Below are 21497 nucleotides of genomic sequence, written 5' to 3' on the forward strand. Positions count from 1 at the left end.
ACTTTAGCGCGCACCAAAATTAAGTTATTGTTTTTAAAAGAAATAAAATAGAGTTCTTTACTTTTAATCCGTTGGTCGCGAGTTCGAATCTCGCCCGACCCACCAGTTATACAAAAGCCACCTTCGGGTGGCTTTTTCTTTTAGATTACCCAACCCTGTCTAGCGGATTAGTCGGGATGAATCTTAAATGCTTTATGAATCGAATTTCCTCGCGAATCAACAGCGACGATGACTGGGAAGTCTTTTAGCTCAAACTCATGAATAGCTTCCATTCCCAGATCTTCAAATGCAATGACCTCTGAATGTGTAATTGCTTTAGAAAGCATATAGGCCGCTCCACCTACGGCCGCTAAATAAACCGATTGATGTTTTTGAATGGAAGCAATAGTCTCAGGTCCGCGCTCTGCTTTACCAATCATTCCAAGAAGACCCGTTTGAGAAAGTAGAGTTTCAACAAATTTATCCATACGGGTAGAGGTCGTAGGTCCCGCCGGACCCACGGCCTCACCATGAATTGCATCTACTGGCCCTACGTAGTAAATAAATCGCCCTTCGAGGGAAACTGGCAACGCTTTACCTTTGGCCAATAAATCAACTAATCGCTTATGGGCAGCATCTCTAGCAGTCAGGATTTTTCCTGAGAGCAATAGCGTCTGACCTACCTTCCAGTCTTTTATCTCATTTTTACTGAGGGAGTCTACATTCACCCTCATGGCTGTTTCTAAATAAAAATTATCAGGAATTCCTTCCCAAGCATCTAAAGAGGGTTGCTCGAATCTTGCTGGACCAGCCCCGTCTAGATTAAATCGGATATAACGAGTGGCAGCGCAGTTTGGAACAATCGCAACTGGAATCGTGGCCGCATGACATGGCAAGGTGGAAACTTTTACATCTAATACGGTAGCAAGACCACCCAGACCCTGAGCGCCAATCTGCAATGCATTAATACGATCATATAGCTCTATACGTAATTTCTCTTCTGATGTTTTGGCACCTCGCGCGCGCAAAAGGTCTATATCTATAGGCTCAAATAAAGATTTCTTTGCAAGCAATGTTGCCTGCTCTGGACTAGCGCCAATACCAACTCCCAGAACTCCGGGCGGGCACCAGCCTGCGCCCATTCCAGGCAATTGTTTGATCACCCAATCAGCAACGTTATCACTAGGATTGAGCGTTGCAAATCTTGCCTTCACATCACCTCCCCCACCTTTGGCGACAACCAAAATCTCCAGGAGATCACCTTCGGATATTTCGCAAAACAATTGACCCGGAGTATTGTCTTTTGTATTCTCTCTGCCCCCCAAGGGATCGGCAATGGTCGTCGCTCGCAAAGGGTTTGAGGAATTTGTATAAGCGCGCCTAGTAGCTTCATTGATTAAAGCCTGGAGAGACTCCAAAGGCTTTTGATCGATACGATAAAACTGGACTTCTATGCCGAGCTTTATAAAGATTTGAGCTGTTCCAGTATCTTGGCAAATTGGTCGATGACCCAAAACACTCATTCGACTATTTACCAAAAGCTGAAGCATTGCAGACTTTGCTGCAGTATTTACTTCTGCTTCGTACGCACGTCTTAATGCTTGCACAAAACCCACTGGATGCGTGTAGCTAATAAACTGCAGTGCATCCGCAATGCTGGTCACTAAGTCTTCTTGGGCTATCTTTCTCATCAGTAAAGGATAGCCCTTAAATGCATTCCATGCGTATTTGATTAATCCATTGCAATACTAGATTTTGCGGCAACTGCTTTCCAGCGAACAACTTCTGCCTCAGTATGCTTAGCCAAAGATGCTCCCAAGTACTGCTGCTCAGGCAATAATTGGATTGCTTGAGCCTGTAGCTTATCGGTATAAGCCTTATCTTTCATAGCCTTTAGGAATGCATTTTGCATTTTCTCCACTGCAACCTTTGGAGTGCCCTTAGGTGCATAGATACCATACCAAGTGCTCGCCTCAAAGCCAGGAAGAATGGTTTCGCTCAACGTTGGAACATCTTTTAATTGTGGTAAACGGGTCTTAGAGGTTACAGCCAAGGCACGCACTCGCTTTTCCGTAATCTGTGGGAAAGCAGTATTTGTTTGATCGTACATTCCATCAGTCTGACCACCCACCACATCAATTAATGCTGGGCCAGCACCCTTATATGGCACATGCTTTACATCAGCTCCCGCTGCGTTAGCTACCAGAGCAGCAATTAGATGAGAGCTAGAACCAAGACCTGCATTACCTAAAAATACTTGATCGGGATTCTTTTTTGCATACTCATATAACTCTTTGACATTCCTTGAGGGGTGGTCATTTCTCACCATCAAGACCAATGGGGTATCAGGAAAACGAAAGACTGCTTCAAAATCAGCAACGGGGTCATAGCTTAACTTTTTATACAAAGCAGGAGCAGCGCCCATATAGCCCATATGCCCAACCAAGAACGTGTAACCATCTGGTGTTGCTCTAGCAACTTTGGTTGCACCAATTGTTCCGCCAGCACCAGGTACGTTATCAATAATGATAGATTGGCCGAGCTGTTTACTAGTTACATCAGCGATACTGCGTGCCAAGGCATCTGTTGGGCCACCGGCGGCAAATGGAACCACCCAAGTAACGGGACGATTTGGATAATCTGACTGGGCAATCGCCAGGGATGAAAGTAATGCGAGAGTTAGTACTGATAATTTTTTCAACATTTTTATCTCCTAAATTCTGAATTTGTTAAAGCTTTAAGGATCTGGAATGGGCTACAGCCTTATCCACCATTTGTGGCGCCATACCAAGGTAATTAATCGGATTAGTTAACTCCTCAATCTTCTCTTTGGTGAAGTTTTTGGTGACTTCCGGAATCTTCTGAAGGGCCTCGGCTAATGTGCCGCCCTTTTCGTTTACTTCGCGACATGCATCATAAACAACATCATGAGCCTCTTGACGACCAATAAATGGCGCCATTCCCATCATCACCGCTTCAGCAACAATAAGTCCTTTGGTGAGATTTAGATTCTCGAGCATCTTTTTCTCGTCAACAATCAAGCCTGAGAGCATAAACTTCGCTTGATGCAAGGCGCCAGCAGTCAATACAAAACTCTCTGGTATTGCCATCCATTCCGCATGCCAGGGACCGGTTGCTCTTTCAAAATCTTGAACCATAGCATCTAACATCAAGCCCGAATGCTGGCGCACGCCTTTAGAGGCGGCCAACATTAACTCACTACTAATTGGGTTACGTTTTTGCGGCATTGTGCTACTAGCGCCACGACCCTTTACAAATGGTTCATACACTTCAGCAAACTCTGTGGAGGCCATCAGCATGATGTCGTAAGCAATCTTGCCAAGTGATCCGGTGACCAGAGCCAAAAAGTTAATTGTTTCTGCTAAACCATCACGTGCTACGTGCCATGTAGTAACAGGCACTCCAAGATTAAGCTCTTTCATTAATGCTTCTTGAACAACCAGACCCTTATCGCCTAACGAAGCAATCGTTCCTGCAGCGCCGGCAAATTCACCCACTAATACACGTGGCTCTAACTGCTGGAGGCGCTCTGCATGACGATCCATCATGGCTAGCCAGATTGCTGATTTATATCCAAAGGTAATAGGCAACGCTTGCTGAAGATGGGTTCGTCCTGCCATAGCAGTATTACGATATTTTTCCGACATAGATGCCAGAATCTTACGTAGTTCATTAATATCATTTTTAACAATCTCAAGCCCAGAGCGAACCTGCATTACTACTGCAGTATCCATAATGTCTTGAGTGGTAGCACCCCAATGTACGAACTTTCCTGCTTTACCGCACATCTTCACTAGCTGATGCACCAGCGGAAGAATTGGGTAACCAACAATATCGGTCTCATTTCTAAGTAAGTCAAAATCAATCGATTCGATAGTAGATTTTTTAGCGATCTCATCTGCCGCCTCTTTTGGTATCACTCCACACTTTGCCTCAGCCACTGCTAGTGCAATTTCTATATCGATATAGCGCTGTACCAATGCTTTATCTGAAAAAATCTCACGCATAGCCGCAGTACCAAATGCATCCCTAAAAAGGATGGAATCGATCACGGTACTTGCTGAAAAACTATTGTTAATACTCATATCTCACCTGATTGATTAATTATTATGTACGGACATATTAATTGTGTATCATGTCCGTACATAATGTCAAGAAATAGATGAAAACTCCCCTCTACCTAAAGCTGGCGAAGGATTTGAAAGCTGAAATCACCTCCGGGAAGATTCCTGTAGGCGCTCATCTTCCAACTGAAATGGAGCTTGCTGAAACCTACTCGGCTAGTCGATATACCGTAAGGGCTGCAATTTCAGAATTACAAGCCATGGGATTGGTCTCACGAAAGAAGAAGTCTGGAACCAAAGTAGAGTCAGCGACCTCATCTAGCGCCTATAAACAGACAGTAGGATCTATAGAAGACCTCACCGCATTTGGTGCAAGTCATGCTCGAAAACTCCAGCCAGGTGAAAAAGTAATCTGCGGCAAGAAACTAGCGGAAGAACTTGGTTGCAGTGCTGGGAAGGAATGGCTGAAGTTAACGAGCGTTCGTTATAACGATGCTGGCACTGAATTACCTATGGGTCTTACAGAAATTTACATCGATAGTAAATTTGTCGACGTGGAAAAAATTGCTCAAAAAAATCCTGGGCAATTAATTAGTAACATCATTGAAGAAAGATACGGCAAAGCGATCTCAGAGATCAAACAAGAGATCATTCCAGTTCTTCTATCTAAAGAGCAGGCAAGAAAACTCAATTCAATAGAGGGTGTGCCAGCTTTAAAGATTATTCGAAGCTATCTTGATACAGCAAATGAAGTATTTGAGATAACGATTACAACCCATCCAGCTGACCGTTATACATTTGTAACAAAATTGAGGCGCGATACAGTAATTTCATAAATGAGCGCTCAAATTAATAAATAATTTGTTAATTATTTCCGTATCACTGTGAGTCTGTAAGCGCCTAACTAGGTCTTTTCATTCGCTGGTCGCAAGGTCGGATCTCGCTAGACTCAGCAGCTTTACAAAAGCTACCTTTGACATTGCAATATTGAAATTTAGGAAAGCCTGCTATAGAGCTTAAGCAGACGACCAAAGAAAAACCACCCGAAGGTGGCTTTAGTATTTCTTGTTTGCCAGGTACGAAATCAGCTAGGGCCTGAGATTCTTTACAAATCTTAATTTAACTTGCGGTTTTAAACCTCAAAGCCATCAATGTCGCCTATATGGCGCGCTAGTAAAAGATTGCTTCTTCTCAAGATGTCTAAATGTGATGCGGCCTTTGCTCAAGTCATAGGGAGAGACTTCCAAAGAAACCTTATCTCCCGCCAATATACGGATGTGATTTTTTTTCATTCTTCCCGCTGTATAGGCAATCAGCTTGTGGCCATTGTCTAGAGTTACCCGATAACGAGAATCCGGCAGAATTTCATCAACAAGACCATCCATTTCAAGCAAGGCTTCTTTTGCCATTTAACATCCTTCATAAAAATAAAAAGCCCAGACATGCTGGGCTTTGGACCAGGCAAATAATTTCCGCCTGGCATGTGCTTCTGATTTAAACAGGTTGAATATTGGATGCTAACTTGCCTTTAGGGCCAGTAGTAATATCAAAAGTTACCTTTTGACCTTCAGCTAATGACTTAAATCCGCTGCTATTAATTGCTGAAAAATGGGCAAATAAATCTTCGCCGCCGAGTTCAGGGGTAATAAAGCCGAAGCCTTTAGCGTCGTTAAACCACTTTACAGTTCCGTTTGCCATATCTGACTATTCCTTAAAAAAATATAAAAGGGGCAATGCCCCGAATGAGGCGAAAGTCAAGAATGGCGGGGGAGATGCTAAGAAGAACTATCGCAGAACTGCGGTATTAATTACTAGTACAACAACACTATTAGCTTGAAAATCGCAGTAAGTATTTTACTCTACTTTGGTCATAAAAAGATTACTTACCCACAAATCACCCTTTAAATAGCAATAAGCACAGGTAAAAGCACCTTGGCAATGGGTTGGCTGCAAGTTCAATGCCCCACTGGTTATAAAAAAGCCACCCTCAGGTGGCTTCTTCTTTTGAACCAGCAAAAATAGGTGGCTCTAGGGACTTCATTCAAGCCATCATTGCAAAAGTCTTATTGAGAAACTGCATCATGACTCGAGATAGCAACAATTGCCGGGGCATTAGTGCGATTGCTCCAGGCATGATTGCTACCTCTAATCACTGCAATCTCTCCTGCCTTCAATACAATTTCCTTAGTATCGAGAATCAAACATATCTCACCCTCAGTTACTAAGCAAAAATCAACAGTGCTGGTTTTGTGCGAATAAGGATAGTTGGGAATGCTTCCTGCAGTACAAATTTGAGATGCATCAACTCCCTTATAGAATTCTTGTGCACTAGCAATGCTAGCACTCCCTTTCCAGTTGGTATCGGGTGGAAAGTTATGCACATTCAGCACTGTGCCAGTTTTAGGTGGGACTAGTACATGCGGTAACTGCAGTGTTTCGGGAACAATCTTCGCAGGATGACTATCGATAACCCACATGCGTTGTAGTGCGTAACCTGGTCTAGCAGGATCAAGGATTACTACTGGTGAAAATGAATCAGCGACCAAGGAAGATTTTCCAGGTTCTTTATCAATCGTAATAATGCGTCTTTGGGGTTTTATCCCATTAGGCAAAGTCTGATCTTTTTTTGCCAGCATGACTGGTACATCGACCTCTTGCAAACCCAGACCCTGCTCATCAAACTTAGCAGAAATCATGTCGAAACCCATCAAGCAGCCGATTCTGGAGCTATCCCATAAGTGCCATGCACCAACCTGAATCACAATATCTCCTGGCTTAATGACTGTTTTATAGTCATCTAGCACCAACTCTCTTTCACCCTCAAGCACAATTCCAAAATCGACTGACTCTGTTTTATGCATATCTGAAACGGTGACATTATTGCCTCCTCCACGGTCCCATGATCGTCCATCTGCACTGATATGCGGTGCATGAGGAGTAACCAATGGTGGAATCTCACCTTCTACATCGTGATTAGCTATCCAATGAACGGTTCTTAAATGTCCACCACCGCTTGGGCCAGGAAATTCATCTGGCCATAAACTAGCATCTTCTGTGCTATTGATTGGTTGTGGTGTTTGTCTCCATACCCAATAATCTGTTACGCCTCTACCTGGAACAGCGGATTCGTGGCGTGCAGGGGCATCTCCATCCCAGCACACAATCGATTTTCCTTGCGCATCATTACCAGTTACTACACGCTTAACGGCCTTCATTTTTTTGGTCATTTTCTATCCTAAATATTGATCAACTAGTCTGCAATAGCGCCAGAGTCACGCACAATGGGACGCCATTTTTGCACTTCATTTTTGAGGTATTCATTCAATTCAGCTGGGGTACTCACAACTACATCAAAGCCATCATTGAGTAATTTTTCTTTAACTTCTTTTGTATTAATGGATTCGACAATTTTTTGATTCAAGCTAGTGATAATGGGCTTGGGAGTGCCGGCAGGAACAAATACGCCATAGACCAAGTCAGCCTCAATCTCTGGATAACCAGACTCTACAAATGTTGGAATATTGCTAGCTAACTTAGAGCGCGTTTTGCTAAAGACTGCAATTGCTTTTAACTTTCCAGCCTTGATGTACGGCAAGGCGGCAGGCAAACCAACAATCGCTAGGGGCACTTGACCGCCTAATAGGTCCGTCAAAGCGGGAGCAGCACCTTTATAAGGTATGTGGCTTAACTTAATACCCGCCTTAGAATTGAGTAACTCGCCACCAATATGCTGCGGTGAACCATTACCGGCTGAGCCGTATGGAATGCTTAATGCTGGTTTTGATTTGACTAAAGCAATTAACTCAGCAATCGTATTCGGCTCAAACGCAGGATTCGCAACCAAGACCATAGGCGATGAGGCAACCTTACTGACACCATCAAAATCTTTTGGCACGTCAAAAGGTAGGTTCTTATATAAAGACTCATTAATAGCTAGCGTGCCAACAATCGTAATCAAGGCTGTATACCCATCAGGCTTTGATTTTGCAACAAGATCAGCACCGATATTGCCGCCTGCCCCAGCCTTGTTATCCACAATCACACTCTTACCTAAAGAGTCTGAGAGTTTCTGAGCAATCAATCTGCCCAGGACATCAGATGGACCGCCCGCAGCTTGCGGAACAATCATGCGAATGGTTTTATCTGGATATGCGCCTTGTGCAGAAATATTCTGTGCGCAGAATAAGGTAAGCGCGAGTAATAAGATTCGTAACAATTGAGAATTCATATCAACTCCTTATTTGGGTTCTGGATCTATTTCTAAGGCTTCTAAGAACCTAGAAACTAAGTTGTAAGCGGCGATCGTTGCTGTTAGCTCTGTCATACCTCTAGCATCAAAATGTTGATTAACCTCATCAAATATCGCCTTTGGGACATGCACGTCTCGAGTCATTGAATCGGTATACCCCATTACAGCCCGATCAATTGGATCAAATAAGCTGGATTTTTCCCAATGAGGTATTTCATCAATCTGCGCCTGAGTAATGCCCTCTTTTAAAGCAAATGGTGTATGGCTGATGAATTCATATTCAGCCTTATTGATCACCGCAATGCGCATGATGACCAACTCACGCACTCTGCCACTTAAAAGACTTTTCTGACGAACAGCCGTTAATAAGTTAAGCCAGCCTTCAGCAATGGGAGGGCTGTTCAGCAGCATCTTATATAGATTGTGCAGCTTTCCTCTTTCTGAAATGATTTGCGTGGTTAACGCTTTTAGTTCTGGGCTTGACTCTAAATCTGGATATGAAATTCTTGCCACCACTGTCTCCTTATAAATACTTGCTAATACGAATTAAAAATTCACTTTGTCGGCGCCCTTTAACTGCAGCATCTCTCTTGCATCATCTGGACTGGCCACTTCTAGACCAAGACTTTCAACAATTTGACGCGCCTTGATCACTTGCTCCGCATTCGATTTCGCTAAAGTGCCCTTGCCAAGCCAAAGGTTGTCCTCAAGACCAACTCGAATGTTTCCACCCATGCCTGCACTCATGGCAGCAATTTTGAGTTGATTGCGACCGGCACCTAAGACAGACCATTGGTAATCTTTACCAAATAAACGATCTGCCGTACGCTTCATATGAACCACATCCTCATAGTGGGCGCCAATGCCCCCTAGTATTCCAAAAACGGATTGCACAAAGAATGGTGGCTTGATCAATCCTCGCTCCACAAAATGTGCCAAGTTGTAGAGATGGCCTATGTCATAACACTCGAATTCAAAACGAATTTGATGATCGGCAACTGCCTTTAGAGCAAATTCAATATCTTTAAAGGTATTGCGGAAAATCAAATCATTGCTATCCTCCAAATGCTTTCTCTCCCAATCATGTTTAAATTCCTTAAATCGAGAGAGCATTGGGAATAAACCAAAATTTAAAGAGCCCATATTGAGAGAGGCTACTTCTGGTGCAAACTTCATTGAAGGTTGAATTCGTTCATCAATCTTCATAAATGGTGAGCCGCCACTCGTTAAATTTAGGACTGCATTTGTCCTACTTTTAATTTGCGGTAAAAATTTACCAAATGCTTCCGGACTTTGATCAGGCCTGCCAGTTACAGGGTCTCTTGCATGCAAATGAATAATGGCAGCCCCTGCCTCGGCAGCCCCAACGGCAGCCTCAGTAATCTCTTCGGGGGTGATGGGTAGGTACGGCGACATTGACGGGGTATGAATTGCCCCCGTAACAGCACAAGTAATGATGACTTTATCGGTCAATTGCTCTTTTTTAGCATTCACATTGAGGTCCACTGTAGTAGATCATTTATTCTATTATTTTCGAACAATTGATATTAAAGTTATAAAATAGCTGTTTAAATCAACATTTATAAGGTTTAAGATAGTTTAATTATTCGAACAATTAAAGTCAAGCCGAATTCCCCTATGTCCAAAAAAATATCCAAAGAAGCTGAAATCTGTCAAAGACTTGAAGAAGGCATTAAGTCCGGTGAATACCCCATAGGCGCAAAGCTTCCAACCGAAGAAGAGCTATGCACTTCATTTGTGGCTAGTCGATACTCTGTGAGACAAGCCCTAGGATCTTTGGTTGAGGCTGGGCTAATTTCCAGACATAAACGTGCTGGCTCTTTTGTCATCTCCACTACAAGAATCAGTCAGCTAATTCAGTCGGTTGGTTCAATACAGCAATTATTAAACTACCCCAGCGAAACCATTCGCGAAGTGCTGCGTTCCGAATTCATTACAGCGGATCATGAATTAGCTGCAATCCTAAAATGCGCTCCTGGCGATAGTTGGTTTCATATTGAATCAATTCGCATCCCCAAGGGATCAAAAATACCTTTGTGTAAAACAGATATTTATGTTCTTCCACAATTTTCAGGGGTGATCAAACATAAAAAGCATGAACAAATACCCATAGCTGATCAGATTCTTGAAATGTATGGTGAATTGGCTGAGTCCACTCAGATTGATATTGTGGCAAGTAATGTTGACCCCAAAACTGCTGCCCTATTGAAGGTTAAGAAAAATTCATCCGCATTAACTGTATATCGAAGATATGCAAATGCTGCCGGTAAGATTTTTGAAGTGGGTATTGGGGTTCACCCGTCGGAAAGATACACCTACTCTTTTAACTTCAAAAGAAATGGTTAAAACAACCTCATCTGATTGGGCTTTCTCCGTGACTACAGTTGCGCAGCGAACTTGCGGTTGGGAGTTTGAAAATGAAGCGTCGATACGCCTATTTCACCCGACCCACCAGTGATGCAAGGCCGCCCTTGGGTGACTTTTCCATTGGAACCCAGACACTTGAAGTACTGAGATTAATTTGGGGTAATGTATGCTTAGAGTGACTTACTTTGGAGACGCAATAGTGCCATTCAAGAAATTGCTGAGCATTGCTTTGTTCACCCTCCTGGCAGGATGTCAGAGCATGGGGTATCAAGAAGGTGCTGCTCCTGTCAATCCCGGTGGAGATGTCACGCTTATCTTTAGTCGGACAAATACGGCTTGGTTTGGACTTGTGAAAAGCGCCCAAGTTTATGTGGATAACCTTAAGGTCTGCGTAATCCCTGATTCAGGTAATTGCATAGTAAACATACCCTCAGGAAAGCATGCTCTTAAGGTAGACAGTACATTGTCCGGTATTCTCGGCGTATTTTCCCAAACCTATCAATTTGATAGTGGCAAGACTTATCGTTTTGTTATTTCGCCCAATAAATCTGAAATGGTTACAAACTTCATGAGCTCCGCAGGATTGGCTGATGTTGCATACTACGAGCTCAATAAAACTAGTGTGAGCAGTGATAACGGCGAGTTCACTATGAAATCAGCCGATTAATCTTCAACTCTTCATTGGTCGCGAGCGCGAATCTCGCCAGACTTACCAGTTATACAAAAGCTACCTTCGGGTGGCTTTTTCTTTTTCGAGGTATTCACACTATCTATGCGTAGACCGAACCTAGAAATACCCTAAGGGATAACCCATATAACAGACTACAGATGGGGTAATTCAGGGTAAGCTCTTCAGAAAATAGCAGTTAAAAAATATGGAGACAAAATGAAATACCTATATGCCATTGCCGCATTGTTAATTTGCACCACAGTTGCTGCACAACCCAAAGTAAATCCTACAGATCCCCAGCCAACTTGCTATATGTGTCCAGGTACATTTATTCCTGTAGACGAACTGAATGCCTATACAAAGAAAGCAATCCAAGAGCGGCATATTGACCAGCAGGTACGCGATATTGATATTGGAAAAGCCCGAGTAGGAATTGGCATGGTGTACCGCGGCAAGCTGGATGCGCCAAATCCAGACTCAGTAGCAGAGCATGATCAGATTAGCGAGGTTTATCACATTATTTCTGGCTCCGGAACCTTAGTGCTTGGTCCAGACATTACCAATCGCCAACGTAGACCAGCGACCCAAAAGACCGTGGTTGAATTCAACGGCCCAGGAAACAATGGCAGTGAAATTCTGAACGGCACCTCACGCAAACTTCAGCCAGGTGACGTTGTAGTCATACCCGCAGGCACAGGGCATTGGTTTACCGAAATTCCAGACCATATTAACTACTTAATGATCCGATTTGATCCGGACAAGGTAACGCCATTAAAAAGCGAAGCTCAGTCACTGAATTATCTTTCTAAACCAGCAAGCCGCTAAGGAGATATCCATGAAGGCAATGATTCGTCGCGGACTTTTCATTCTATTAGTCGCCGCAAGTTTTAGCGCATTGTCGCAAAACCAAAATTCCAGTAAGGCCCTTGATTACAAAGTTGATGCATCTTGGCCAAAAACATTACCTAATAACTGGATATTAGGTCAGGTAGCAGGCGTCGCTACTGATAAAAATGATCATATCTGGATCATTCATCGCCCACTCACCATTACAGATGATGAAAAAGGGGCAACACTAAACCCCAAACGATCAAAGTGCTGCGTACCAGCACCACCAGTTCTTGAGTTTGATAAAAAAGGTAATTTATTGCAGGCATGGGGTGGGCCTGGCATTGGTTACAACTGGCCAAAAAATGAACATGGAATTTATGTCGATCCCAATGGAAATGTTTGGGTAGGCGGCAATGATCAAGCTGACCATATGATTTTGAAATTCACACCACAAGGAAAATTTCTTCTGCAGATTGGCTCGCCCGGCACAAGTCTAGGCAGCAATGATCAAAACCAGCTTGGCCGCCCTGCCCATATGAATGTAGACCCCGTAGCAAATGAGGTCTACATTGCAGATGGGTATCTCAATAAACGGGTTATTGTTTTTGACTCCAATACCGGAGCATACAAACGTCATTGGGGCGCCTATGGAAACACTCCCAGCGATGAAAAAATACCTACGTTCAACCCGACATCACCGCAGTTCGCCAATCCAGTCCATTGTGTTCGCTTAATGAAAGACAACACATTATTTGTCTGCGATAGAGCAAATAATAGAATCCAAGTATTTGAGAAAAGCGGAAAATTTATTCGAGAAATGGCATTTGAAACTGACACAAGGGGTTCTGGCTCGGTATGGGATCTAATACCAGCAGATGGGACTCAAAAGTACATCTTGATTGCCGACGGAACTAACAATGAAGTTACGGTAATGGAGCGGGATTCTGGACGCAAACTCAGCTCATTTGGCAGGAGCGGGAGAAATGCTGGTGACTTCCACTGGGTACATAATATTGCTGTTGATTCTGAGGGTAGCGTCTATACCACTGAGGTTGATACAGGCAAGCGCGCCCAGAAGTTTATTCGGGCTAAATAAATTTGGAGAACCATTTGAAATTTCTTTTTGTATTCTTACTCTCACTACTACTAAGTACCCAAGCCATGGCACAACTTGAAGTGATTATCTCGGGCGGTTTTTCTGGACCCTACAACCAAATGCTGCCTGGCTTTGAACAGAAAACTGGCATTAAAGTTGTTACTAAGTCAGGCGCATCGCAAGGTTCTGGACCTAAAACTATCAAAGCACAGCTGAATGCGGGCGTTACGGCAGACGTTGTCATACTCTCTCGAGAAGGTCTTGCCGAACTAATGGCTCAAAACAAAATAGCTCCAAATTCAGATGTGGATTTAGCGCAAGCCCCTTTGGGACTGGCCGTGCCTACCGGGAACCCAAAACCAGATATATCAACCACTAAGGCTTTTGCAGATGCATTAGTGAAGGCTAAAAAAATTGTCGTGCCAGGCAGTACCAGTGGCATCTACTTAAAAACTGAATTATTTCCACGTCTAGGGATCAGCAATCAAATTGAGGTTCAAGTAACCGAAAGGGGTTCAGAATCTACCGCCATCCTGGCTGCCCACAAGGCGAATATTGCCGTTCAGCCCAGCAGTGAATTAGTTAACATTCCCGGCATTGACTACGTCGGCGCCCTTCCTAGTGACGTTCAACTTATTCAAACTTTTAGTGCGGCCATTATTCAGAATTCGCCAAATCAACAGGCGGCTAAAAAGCTGATTGAATATTTAAGCTCACCAAGCGCGGCTGTACCCATTAAAAATAGCGGCATGAATTTAGTGCGCTAACTCACAATAGAAAGTGTCTTTATGAACAACCGCCGATCTTTTTTGAAGACCTCTGGCAAAGCCCTGGGTGGCTTATTTTTTTGCGGCTGCGGATTATCACATGCTGCCGATACAGCAAAGCCTAAACGTATTACCCCCGTTTTTATCAATGGTAAACGCATCAAAACGATCGACGTACATGCACACTGCATGTTCCAGGATGCCATTGACTTAATGGGTGAAGATGCTGCCTCAGTTCCACCGCCAACCAAAGGCATTCCAGAACATTTCATCAAAATTAATGAGCGCATTAAGGCGATGGATGCTCAAGGTATTGACATGCAAGTTCTCAGCGTCAATCCTTACTGGTATCGCAAAGATAAAGAGACTGCTGTCGAGATCTGCCGACTCAACAATTTACATCTAGCAGAACTCTGCAACCTCAGACCCGATAAGTTTGCTGCTTTTGCATCACTGACCATGCAATATCCTGATCTAGCAGTAGAGCAACTCGAGTACGCAGTTAAAAAACAGGGTTTACGTGGCGCTGCGATTGGCGGTAGCGTATTAGGGCAAGATTTTTCAGATCCCAAATATCATCCCGTACTCGCGAAAGCGCAGGAGCTGAATGTCGCTCTATTCATTCACCCACAAAGTACCCCACAGCTTGCTCAGCGCTTCAAGGGAAACGGCTGGATGTCGAATGTGATTGGTAATCCGCTGGATACTACGATCGCTTTACAGCACCTCATTTATGAGGGAGTCCTAGATAAATATCCACAACTCAAAGTGCTGGCAGCCCATGGAGGCGGATTTTTAGGCTCCTATGCTCCCCGTATGGACCATAGCTGTTTTGTGTCACCCAAAAACTGTGATCCCAATATTGTTTTGAAGAAGAAGCCCTCTGAGTATCTGAAGCAACTGTACTTTGATTCACTTGTATTTACACCAGAGGCATTGCAGTACCTGGTGTCACAAGTAGGTGTTAGCCAAGTAGTGATTGGTACAGATCACCCAATTCCTTGGGAAGAATTTCCGGTGGAGCATGTCATGGCCACTCCGGGGCTAAGCAATACAGATCGGATTGCCATTCTTGGCGGCAATGCAGAACGCCTGCTCAACTTAAAACCAACTTAAGCTCAAGCTTCATACAGCAAGCTTGTTATACAAAAGCCCTTGAATATTCACTCAAGGGCTTTTTCTTTACCTACTATTGCTCTAGATCTTACTTAATGTGTATCGAGCCACTCTTTGAGACTTCGATTAAATTTCTCAGGCTGCTCCATTAAGAAAAAATGGCTGGCATTATCAAATAGAATAGTTTCTGAGCCGGCAATACCTTTGCTCATAATCTCTGTAGCAGTCAAAGAGCAAATCGGATCATTTTTTCCAGCCATGATCAGTGTTGGCTGCTTGATGAAAGCCAATTGATCTTCAGTGTCATGATTCTGGCAGGCCTCATTCTGACGGCTATAGCACGCAGGTAATCGAGTTTCACCACCAATCAGTGCCTCAATTTTTTTAACTTGCTCTTGTTTATTGTTAAAAAATTCATAGGAGACAAAGTTTTGTATGGAGTGTCGCGCATGGTCAGCCCAGCTCATACGCCACTCTAGCGCTTCCCGCATATTCAATAGCACTCTACGACCCAGTGGGTCTAGTACAGCAAATGATGCGCACAGCACTAAGGATTTCACTCGCTCTGGCGACATTAAAGCCATGTGCTGAGCAACCGCTCCACCCATAGATCTGCCAACAATATGTGCTGATGGAATATTCAGAAAATCCATTAATCCCAAAGTATCTTTCGCAAGATCTTGGGTGCTGATAGGTTCATCAACCTGAGTGCTCTTACCCGCCCCACGATTGTCAAAGGCAATCACTCTATAGTGATCCTTTAGAAGCTGTATCTGCGAGGTCCAGGCGCTATAGTCACCTGCTAAACCATGAATTAAGACTACCGGTACGCCTTGACCAACATCGAGATATTGAATGTCGTACTTGCCGATCTTCGCCGTCTTTAATAAATCCTGCATATTGTTTATTCCACACTCAGGTGAGCTTGTAGCTCTTGCTGCTTTTCAGTAAACAGTGCTTTGCTACCGCTAAAGACAACCTTACCGCCGTTCAAAAGCACAACATCATCTGCAACACTTAAAGCCAGGTTGAGATTTTGCTCAACCAGCACAATAGAAATGAATGGCTTGAGGGTGGCAATAATATTGCCCACCTCTTTGACAATTTGTGGCGCCAAACCTTCTGATGGCTCATCCAATAGTAAGACCTTAGGATTGGTCATCAAGGCCCTGCCAATCGCTAGCATTTGCTGCTCACCACCGGATAAGCTGCCCGCAATCTGATTCTTGCGCTCATTTAAACGCGGGAAGAACTGAAACACATCTTCAAGAGACCACTGGCGTGAGCTGCCAGCACGGGGAGCTTGATATGCCACGTCTAGATTCTCTTTGACTGTCAAGCTAGGAAAAATGCGACGACCCTGGGGAACAATACCGATGCCTGCCTGACAAATTTTCTCAGGCGATAGGTTTTGTAGCTGCACGCCATCCAACTCAATTAATCCAGTTCTGCCAGACAAGAAACCAATGATGGAGCTAATGCAAGTAGTCTTACCCGCACCATTTCTGCCCAATAAAGCGAGAACAGTATCTTTCTTTAACTCAAATGACACGTCATACAGAATATGACTGTCGCCATAAAAGGCATTTAAGCCTTCAATCTTTAAGATGGCATTAGTGGCCAAGATAAATCTCCTTGGTACGCGGATCATTGACAACTTCTTGACGCGTGCCACTCGTAATCACTTCACCGTAATGCAAAAGCGTTACTCGATCAGCAAAGGCTAAGGCCACAGCCATATCATGCTCAATCATCAAAATAGTAATATTGCGATCAATTTGCTGGAGCAATTCAGTAATGGTTTCACGTTCTTCGGTAGATAAGCCTGCTAAAGGCTCATCGAGCAATAAGATTTGCGGGTTCTGCGCTAAGGCCATCGCAATCTCTAGGCGACGCTTCTCTCCATAAGAGGTCTGCTCTAAGGGCAGATAAGCTTTAGCACCAAGCCCTACCTTCTCCAACACTGCTAATGCTTTCTGATCTAGATCTGATTCGGTTAAGAAAGATCCCCAGCATTTCCAACGTAAGGACATTTTTCCCAATAGCGCCAACTTCACATTAGAAATTAAATTGTCTTTACCAAATAGCGTCAGAATTTGATAGGTTCTTGCTAAATCCAGCTGTGCACGCTTAGCCGTTGGCAATTTAGTAACATTTTTTCCAGCAAGCGTGATGGTTCCGGAGTCTGAAGCCAGGTCACCAGAGATCAGATTGAATAAGGTTGTCTTGCCCGCACCATTGGGTCCGATCAAGAGATGCCTCTCTCCGGCGTTCACAGTCAAATTAACGCCCTTGGTCACTTTCAGACCACCAAAGGATTTACTTAAATCGGAAACTTGAAGAATGGGACTCATCTTTTACTTGTTTGAGTTGAGTGCATTTTTAATACGATCAAATCCAGCAACAATTCCACCTGGAATGAACATCACAATGAAAATAAAGACCAAGCCCAATAAGGTTACCCAGTGATCGACATACTGGCTCGCTACGTTCTTCAGCAACATCACTAAAGCAGCGCCAATGACTGGGCCCATCAAGGTGCCAGCACCGCCGGCAATCACCATCAAGAGCATCTCAGCAGAGTTTGCCAAGGAAAGACTGTGCGGGCTAATAAATTGGTGATAGTAGACATACATAATTCCACCAATAGAGCCAAAGAAGCCACAAGCAGTAAAGGTAACCCAACGAATGAGCCAGACATTAAAGCCCAGCGCACTCATCCGACGTGGTTGATCTTTAGTCCCACGAATAGTCGCACCAAATGGAGAGCGAACCATAATCGCAATTGCAATCCACACTAATAAAAATACAAAAAGGGTGAAGTAGTAAAAATAATTCGCCTCCCCTAAATCAAGTCCAAACATATGTGGTCTAGTGATGCCGGAGATTCCGTTATCACCACCAGTCACACTAGCCCAACGATACGCTAAACCCCAAAGAATTTGCCCAAAGGCCAATGTGATCATCAAGAAGCTAATACCTGTAGCGCGCAAGGCGATAAGACCAAAGATGCCGGCGATGGCGGTAGTGCTCACGATTGCAATCGCTGCAGTACTTGCATGACTCCAACCTAGCTTTACCGTCAACCAACTACTGATGTATGCCGCTAAGCCCAAGTAGCCTGCATGACCCAGTGAAGTAAGACCGGCATAACCGACAAGTAAGTTGAGACTCATTGCGAAGATGCCCGCAATCAGAACTTGGCTTGCAAGGTTGGTGTAGTACGTACCCCCAATGATGATTGGGAGCGCAAGCAATACAGCCAGAATGACAATATAGAAAATGCGGTTCAAGCGCTAATCTTTCCAAACAAGCCACGTGGGCGAACAGCCAAAATAATCAGCATCGGTAAAAACAAAATGATGTATGCCAAATCAGGGAACAGAGCTTGACCAAAGCTGTAGATAAAGCCAATCAAAAAGCTGCCGATGAATGCGCCCAATAAACTACCTAAGCCACCCAGAATCACCACTACCAATGCAATTGGCAGCATGTCTGCATCTAGGCCTGGGTATACCGACAAAATCGGAGCAGCAGCAATACCACCTACTCCCGCCAAAGCCGCGCCCAAGCAAAACACAATGGAGAACAATTTAGTCGCAGGTACACCAATCCCTTGAGCCATTTGGCGATCATCAACGCTAGCGCGAATCATGACACCCAGTTTTGTTTTATCCAGCAAAAGCCATAAGCCAAGTGCTACAAAAATACTAAAGATAACTAAAGCAATACGGTAGAGAGGAAAGGTTTGGCCAAGGATCTGAACACCGCCAGCAAGAAAGCTTGGCGCCGCAACAGGACGAGGATCCCCACCCCAAAACCAAAGGCTGCAATCAGCAATGACAAAGGCAACACCTAAGGTTGCCAAGACTTGAGATAGGCTATTGCCCGCTAAGCGACGCAAGATCACTCTTTCGACAACGCAACCTAATAAACCTATTGCCACTGCGGCAGCAAGAATTGCTAAGAAGAAAGAGTGCCCTGCTTCAATCACACTTAAACCAACATAAGCACCCAACATAAAGTAAGCGCCGTGAGAAAGATTGGCAATGCGCATTAATCCGAAAATTAATGAAAAGCCCGCCGCCAGGGTGAAAAGAACTCCCCCTAGGGCAAGGCTATTAAGACTCTGAATTAACCAAAAAGACATGTGCAGCGAATCAGTTTTCTAAATTGTTCGCAGGTGGGTAGTCTCTAGAGTAAACAGGGTTAGACAAGAAGTCCTTAGTTTTATAAGTCCAGAACTGGCTAACCGCTGGGTAAGTTTTGATCACTACGTTAGACAACTTGCCGTCTTTTTTCTCCACCTTACGGATGTAGATATCCATAATTGGGTTACCCAATGCGTCTAATGTCACCTTGCCTCTTGGGTCATTTGGCAACTGCACGGCACGCAATGCAGCCATGAAGGCATTCTTATCTTCAATATTGCCTTTGACATCTTTCAATGCTTGTTCAAGCATCAATGCAGCACCGTAAGCACCCATGGAATAGTAACCAGGATCCTTTTTATAGGCTGTATTGAAGTCTTTTACAAACTTCGCGTTCGCAGCGTTATTCAGGTTTGCTGAATACCAACCAGTAGAAATCACACCCAGAGCATCATCACCCATGAAAGGCAAGATACCTTCATCGACCGTAGTCATAGCGCCAAGCAAAGGAATTTTTCCTTTTAAGCCGTACTCACTATATTGCTTTACAAACTTCACGCCATTACCACCAGCGAAGGCTGCAAATACAGCGTCAACGTTTGGCTTAATCTGGCCGATATAAGTTCCGTAGTCCGCTACGTTCAAAGGAGTCCACAGCTTTTGCACTACCTTGCCGCCGTTTTCTTCAAATGTTCTTTGGAAACCAGCTGCAATCTCATGGCCAAAAGCAAAGTCATCGGCAATGATGGCGATGCGCTTGTACTTCAGGTCTTTAGCAGCGTACTCACCTAATGCATGACTTGGTTGTGCTGAACTACCTACACCACGAACAAACCAAGGATTCGGTTTGCGTTGTGTCAAATCTTCTGCGCCAGCGGATGGTGAGATAACAGGCACGCCGACTTTTTTGATGTAGTCATCTACTGCAATTGCCTCAAAGGCTGCCAAAGGTCCAATAATGACTTGAACCTTATCTTTTTCCACCAGCTCTTGTGTTTTAGTTTTAGTAACAGCTGGTTGGCCAGAAGTATCAGCTACAAAGAGCTCTACCTTTCTACCGGCAATCGTATTGTTGCGCTCCTTCATGAAGAGGTTAATTGCCTCTTCCATCTGCTTTCCACCGGCAGCCAATGCGCCAGATTTGATGGTCAGAAAGCCAACCCGAATTGGCGCTTTATCGGCCGCAAAAGCTGCGGGAGTCAAAAGCGCACCCGTTACTGCTAGTGCTACTGCCTTTAGGTGGATCTTCTTCAACATAGCTGTCTCCTCACGGTGTTTTTTGTCTTTTAATTCTATTTTTAATGTCTTAGTTGATATACTACAATAAATTTTAATTTAAGCAATATTTTTCTTAAATTATTATTTATCTATATAAATCATAGACTTAATAATTTCTATGGCATCCAATAAGTTCCTTGTGATATATTACGATCATCATTTATAGAGAACCTAATATCTCTGAAACCATGACATCTATCACCACCGAACCCGTAGAAACAGACGGTCGATTACTCCGCGAGAGAGTCTATGAGCAACTGCGTCACGATATTTTGACGTGTGAACTCATGCCTGGTGCTGAGATTCGGGAGGCTGAATTAGCGGCCCGCTTTGAAGTGAGCAAATCGCCTGTTCGTGATGCCTTGATTAGCCTAGAACGCGAAGGCTTGGTCATTACGATTCCACGCCAAGGCTATAGAGTGGCGCCAGTCTCAATTTCAGATATGTTGGATATGTTTCATCTGCGAGCAGCACTTGAGCGCGCGAATATTGAGCGAGTCATTCGCCATGCAAGCGATGAACAGTTGCAGGCATTAGATCAATTCAAAAGCTTTCACGCTCACCAGTGGCCAGATGGATTTGTTGGATACAACAAATCCTTCCACCGCAAGATGGCCGAACTCGGTGGCAATCCACGTATGCGCGATCAACTCATAGACCTCATTGATTTAATGGAGAGAGCGGTTCAGATCAGCGTCAGCAATATGAATCACGGCAAACCTGAAGCGCTTGTAGAGGAGCATCGCGAGATCATCGATATCGTGCAAGCCAGATCAATTAAGGCTGCCCAGCGTTTAGCTGAGCAGCATGTGCTTGCTGCCGGCAAGCGCGTAAGTAATGCAGTTTCACGCGGAATGATTGTTAACTAATTCAATTTATTTTCTAAA

Annotated in this window: 23 protein-coding genes; 8 read left to right on the forward strand and 15 right to left on the reverse strand. The window is 44.1% G+C overall.

Features of this window, described 5'->3' with window-relative positions; translation table 11 throughout:
• Window positions 1–167: 167 nt before the first annotated feature.
• The 3 genes from AOC21_RS07030 to AOC21_RS07040 are packed head-to-tail and all read right to left on the reverse strand — an operon-like array spanning window position 168 to window position 4085.
• A complete protein-coding gene (locus tag AOC21_RS07030) occupies window positions 168–1670 on the reverse strand; it encodes a fumarate hydratase (RefSeq protein WP_215391295.1) in 1503 nt (500 codons plus the stop codon).
• A 41-nt stretch (window positions 1671–1711) separates the two neighbouring features.
• Entirely contained in the window at window positions 1712–2683 is a 972-nt protein-coding gene (locus tag AOC21_RS07035; protein WP_215391296.1) for a tripartite tricarboxylate transporter substrate-binding protein, read from the reverse strand.
• A 25-nt stretch (window positions 2684–2708) separates the two neighbouring features.
• Window positions 2709–4085, reverse strand: a complete 1377-nt coding sequence (locus AOC21_RS07040) for an adenylosuccinate lyase family protein (protein WP_215391297.1) — start codon at window positions 4083–4085, stop codon at window positions 2709–2711.
• Window positions 4086–4162: 77 nt separating this feature from the next.
• Here AOC21_RS07040 and AOC21_RS07045 point away from each other — a divergent pair, with 77 nt between their 5' ends.
• Window positions 4163–4900 (forward strand): GntR family transcriptional regulator, encoded by a 738-nt coding sequence (locus AOC21_RS07045; RefSeq protein ID WP_215391298.1) that lies wholly within the window; start codon window positions 4163–4165, stop codon window positions 4898–4900.
• A 312-nt stretch (window positions 4901–5212) separates the two neighbouring features.
• On the opposite strand, the gene infA is transcribed toward AOC21_RS07045, so the two are convergent.
• The 6 genes from infA to AOC21_RS07075 all read right to left on the reverse strand — a co-directional run bounded on the left by infA (window position 5213) and on the right by AOC21_RS07075 (window position 9807).
• Window positions 5213–5473: a translation initiation factor IF-1 gene (gene infA / locus AOC21_RS07050; protein ID WP_215391299.1), complete on the reverse strand. Its 261-nt coding sequence runs from the start codon at window positions 5471–5473 to the stop codon at window positions 5213–5215.
• An 85-nt stretch (window positions 5474–5558) separates the two neighbouring features.
• The gene (locus AOC21_RS07055; RefSeq protein ID WP_215391300.1) at window positions 5559–5762 is read right to left on the reverse strand and encodes a cold-shock protein; all 204 of its coding nucleotides are present in this window, start codon (window positions 5760–5762) and stop codon (window positions 5559–5561) included.
• Between the two features lie 365 nt (window positions 5763–6127).
• Window positions 6128–7291, reverse strand: a complete 1164-nt coding sequence (locus AOC21_RS07060) for a hypothetical protein (RefSeq protein ID WP_215391301.1) — start codon at window positions 7289–7291, stop codon at window positions 6128–6130.
• A gap of 23 nt (window positions 7292–7314) precedes the next feature.
• Window positions 7315–8292, reverse strand: a complete 978-nt coding sequence (locus AOC21_RS07065; RefSeq protein ID WP_215391302.1) for a tripartite tricarboxylate transporter substrate binding protein — start codon at window positions 8290–8292, stop codon at window positions 7315–7317.
• Between the two features lie 9 nt (window positions 8293–8301).
• Window positions 8302–8826, reverse strand: coding sequence for a carboxymuconolactone decarboxylase family protein (locus tag AOC21_RS07070; RefSeq protein WP_215391303.1), 525 nt, complete (start codon window positions 8824–8826; stop codon window positions 8302–8304).
• Window positions 8827–8859: 33 nt separating this feature from the next.
• Window positions 8860–9807 carry a 3-keto-5-aminohexanoate cleavage protein gene (locus tag AOC21_RS07075; protein ID WP_256437808.1) on the reverse strand — a complete coding sequence of 316 codons (948 nt, stop codon included), beginning with the start codon at window positions 9805–9807 and terminating at the stop codon, window positions 8860–8862.
• A 144-nt stretch (window positions 9808–9951) separates the two neighbouring features.
• On the opposite strand from AOC21_RS07075, the gene AOC21_RS07080 reads away from it, so the two are divergent.
• The 6 genes from AOC21_RS07080 to AOC21_RS07105 all read left to right on the forward strand — a co-directional run bounded on the left by AOC21_RS07080 (window position 9952) and on the right by AOC21_RS07105 (window position 15181).
• Window positions 9952–10680, forward strand: coding sequence for a GntR family transcriptional regulator (locus tag AOC21_RS07080; RefSeq protein ID WP_215391304.1), 729 nt, complete (start codon window positions 9952–9954; stop codon window positions 10678–10680).
• A gap of 187 nt (window positions 10681–10867) precedes the next feature.
• The gene (locus AOC21_RS07085; RefSeq protein WP_215391305.1) at window positions 10868–11368 is read left to right on the forward strand and encodes a hypothetical protein; all 501 of its coding nucleotides are present in this window, start codon (window positions 10868–10870) and stop codon (window positions 11366–11368) included.
• Window positions 11369–11587: 219 nt separating this feature from the next.
• Window positions 11588–12196, forward strand: a complete 609-nt coding sequence (locus AOC21_RS07090; RefSeq protein ID WP_215391306.1) for a hypothetical protein — start codon at window positions 11588–11590, stop codon at window positions 12194–12196.
• A 10-nt stretch (window positions 12197–12206) separates the two neighbouring features.
• Complete coding sequence (locus AOC21_RS07095) at window positions 12207–13298, forward strand: two-component regulator propeller domain-containing protein (protein ID WP_215391307.1); 1092 nt, start codon at window positions 12207–12209, stop codon at window positions 13296–13298.
• A gap of 14 nt (window positions 13299–13312) precedes the next feature.
• A complete protein-coding gene (locus tag AOC21_RS07100) occupies window positions 13313–14065 on the forward strand; it encodes an extracellular solute-binding protein (RefSeq protein WP_215391308.1) in 753 nt (250 codons plus the stop codon).
• Between the two features lie 21 nt (window positions 14066–14086).
• Window positions 14087–15181, forward strand: coding sequence for an amidohydrolase family protein (locus tag AOC21_RS07105; RefSeq protein ID WP_215391309.1), 1095 nt, complete (start codon window positions 14087–14089; stop codon window positions 15179–15181).
• Between the two features lie 92 nt (window positions 15182–15273).
• Here AOC21_RS07105 and AOC21_RS07110 read toward each other — a convergent pair whose 3' ends face one another.
• Genes AOC21_RS07110 through AOC21_RS07135 form a run of 6 tightly spaced genes read right to left on the reverse strand, consistent with a single transcriptional unit; the run spans window position 15274 to window position 20589 of the window.
• Complete coding sequence (locus AOC21_RS07110) at window positions 15274–16080, reverse strand: alpha/beta fold hydrolase (protein ID WP_215391310.1); 807 nt, start codon at window positions 16078–16080, stop codon at window positions 15274–15276.
• Window positions 16081–16085: 5 nt separating this feature from the next.
• Entirely contained in the window at window positions 16086–16832 is a 747-nt protein-coding gene (locus tag AOC21_RS07115) for an ABC transporter ATP-binding protein (protein WP_215391311.1), read from the reverse strand.
• Complete coding sequence (locus AOC21_RS07120; protein WP_215391312.1) at window positions 16795–17535, reverse strand: ABC transporter ATP-binding protein; 741 nt, start codon at window positions 17533–17535, stop codon at window positions 16795–16797. Before AOC21_RS07120 ends, AOC21_RS07115 begins: the two co-directional genes overlap by 38 nt.
• Window positions 17536–17538: 3 nt before the next feature.
• The gene (locus tag AOC21_RS07125; protein ID WP_215391313.1) at window positions 17539–18474 is read right to left on the reverse strand and encodes a branched-chain amino acid ABC transporter permease; all 936 of its coding nucleotides are present in this window, start codon (window positions 18472–18474) and stop codon (window positions 17539–17541) included.
• The gene (locus AOC21_RS07130; protein WP_215391314.1) at window positions 18471–19331 is read right to left on the reverse strand and encodes a branched-chain amino acid ABC transporter permease; all 861 of its coding nucleotides are present in this window, start codon (window positions 19329–19331) and stop codon (window positions 18471–18473) included. Before AOC21_RS07130 ends, AOC21_RS07125 begins: the two co-directional genes overlap by 4 nt.
• Before the next feature lie 10 nt (window positions 19332–19341).
• Complete coding sequence (locus tag AOC21_RS07135; protein WP_215391315.1) at window positions 19342–20589, reverse strand: ABC transporter substrate-binding protein; 1248 nt, start codon at window positions 20587–20589, stop codon at window positions 19342–19344.
• Window positions 20590–20798: 209 nt separating this feature from the next.
• Between AOC21_RS07135 and AOC21_RS07140 the strand changes: the two genes are divergently transcribed.
• Window positions 20799–21479 (forward strand): GntR family transcriptional regulator, encoded by a 681-nt coding sequence (locus AOC21_RS07140; RefSeq protein WP_215391316.1) that lies wholly within the window; start codon window positions 20799–20801, stop codon window positions 21477–21479.
• Window positions 21480–21497: the final 18 nt, after the last annotated feature.

The sequence above is a fragment of the Polynucleobacter sp. VK25 genome, assembly GCF_018687355.1.
GTDB lineage: Bacteria > Pseudomonadota > Gammaproteobacteria > Burkholderiales > Burkholderiaceae > Polynucleobacter.

What these genes read in the sequence shown, in the direction of transcription:
- infA (WP_215391299.1), bottom strand. Translation starts at nt 5,473, where the DNA reads ATGGCAAAAGAAGCCTTGCTTGAAATGGATGGTCTTGTTGATGAAATT.
- AOC21_RS07140 (WP_215391316.1), top strand. Translation starts at nt 20,799, where the DNA reads ATGACATCTATCACCACCGAACCCGTAGAAACAGACGGTCGATTACTC.
- AOC21_RS07040 (WP_215391297.1), bottom strand. Translation starts at nt 4,085, where the DNA reads ATGAGTATTAACAATAGTTTTTCAGCAAGTACCGTGATCGATTCCATC.
- AOC21_RS07065 (WP_215391302.1), bottom strand. Translation starts at nt 8,292, where the DNA reads ATGAATTCTCAATTGTTACGAATCTTATTACTCGCGCTTACCTTATTC.
- AOC21_RS07115 (WP_215391311.1), bottom strand. Translation starts at nt 16,832, where the DNA reads ATGATCCGCGTACCAAGGAGATTTATCTTGGCCACTAATGCCATCTTA.
- AOC21_RS07045 (WP_215391298.1), top strand. Translation starts at nt 4,163, where the DNA reads ATGAAAACTCCCCTCTACCTAAAGCTGGCGAAGGATTTGAAAGCTGAA.
- AOC21_RS07095 (WP_215391307.1), top strand. Translation starts at nt 12,207, where the DNA reads ATGAAGGCAATGATTCGTCGCGGACTTTTCATTCTATTAGTCGCCGCA.
- AOC21_RS07130 (WP_215391314.1), bottom strand. Translation starts at nt 19,331, where the DNA reads ATGTCTTTTTGGTTAATTCAGAGTCTTAATAGCCTTGCCCTAGGGGGA.
- AOC21_RS07105 (WP_215391309.1), top strand. Translation starts at nt 14,087, where the DNA reads ATGAACAACCGCCGATCTTTTTTGAAGACCTCTGGCAAAGCCCTGGGT.
- AOC21_RS07135 (WP_215391315.1), bottom strand. Translation starts at nt 20,589, where the DNA reads ATGTTGAAGAAGATCCACCTAAAGGCAGTAGCACTAGCAGTAACGGGT.
- AOC21_RS07090 (WP_215391306.1), top strand. Translation starts at nt 11,588, where the DNA reads ATGAAATACCTATATGCCATTGCCGCATTGTTAATTTGCACCACAGTT.
- AOC21_RS07120 (WP_215391312.1), bottom strand. Translation starts at nt 17,535, where the DNA reads ATGAGTCCCATTCTTCAAGTTTCCGATTTAAGTAAATCCTTTGGTGGT.
- AOC21_RS07110 (WP_215391310.1), bottom strand. Translation starts at nt 16,080, where the DNA reads ATGCAGGATTTATTAAAGACGGCGAAGATCGGCAAGTACGACATTCAA.
- AOC21_RS07030 (WP_215391295.1), bottom strand. Translation starts at nt 1,670, where the DNA reads ATGAGAAAGATAGCCCAAGAAGACTTAGTGACCAGCATTGCGGATGCA.
- AOC21_RS07055 (WP_215391300.1), bottom strand. Translation starts at nt 5,762, where the DNA reads ATGGCAAACGGAACTGTAAAGTGGTTTAACGACGCTAAAGGCTTCGGC.
- AOC21_RS07060 (WP_215391301.1), bottom strand. Translation starts at nt 7,291, where the DNA reads ATGACCAAAAAAATGAAGGCCGTTAAGCGTGTAGTAACTGGTAATGAT.
- AOC21_RS07035 (WP_215391296.1), bottom strand. Translation starts at nt 2,683, where the DNA reads ATGTTGAAAAAATTATCAGTACTAACTCTCGCATTACTTTCATCCCTG.
- AOC21_RS07085 (WP_215391305.1), top strand. Translation starts at nt 10,868, where the DNA reads ATGCTTAGAGTGACTTACTTTGGAGACGCAATAGTGCCATTCAAGAAA.
- AOC21_RS07080 (WP_215391304.1), top strand. Translation starts at nt 9,952, where the DNA reads ATGTCCAAAAAAATATCCAAAGAAGCTGAAATCTGTCAAAGACTTGAA.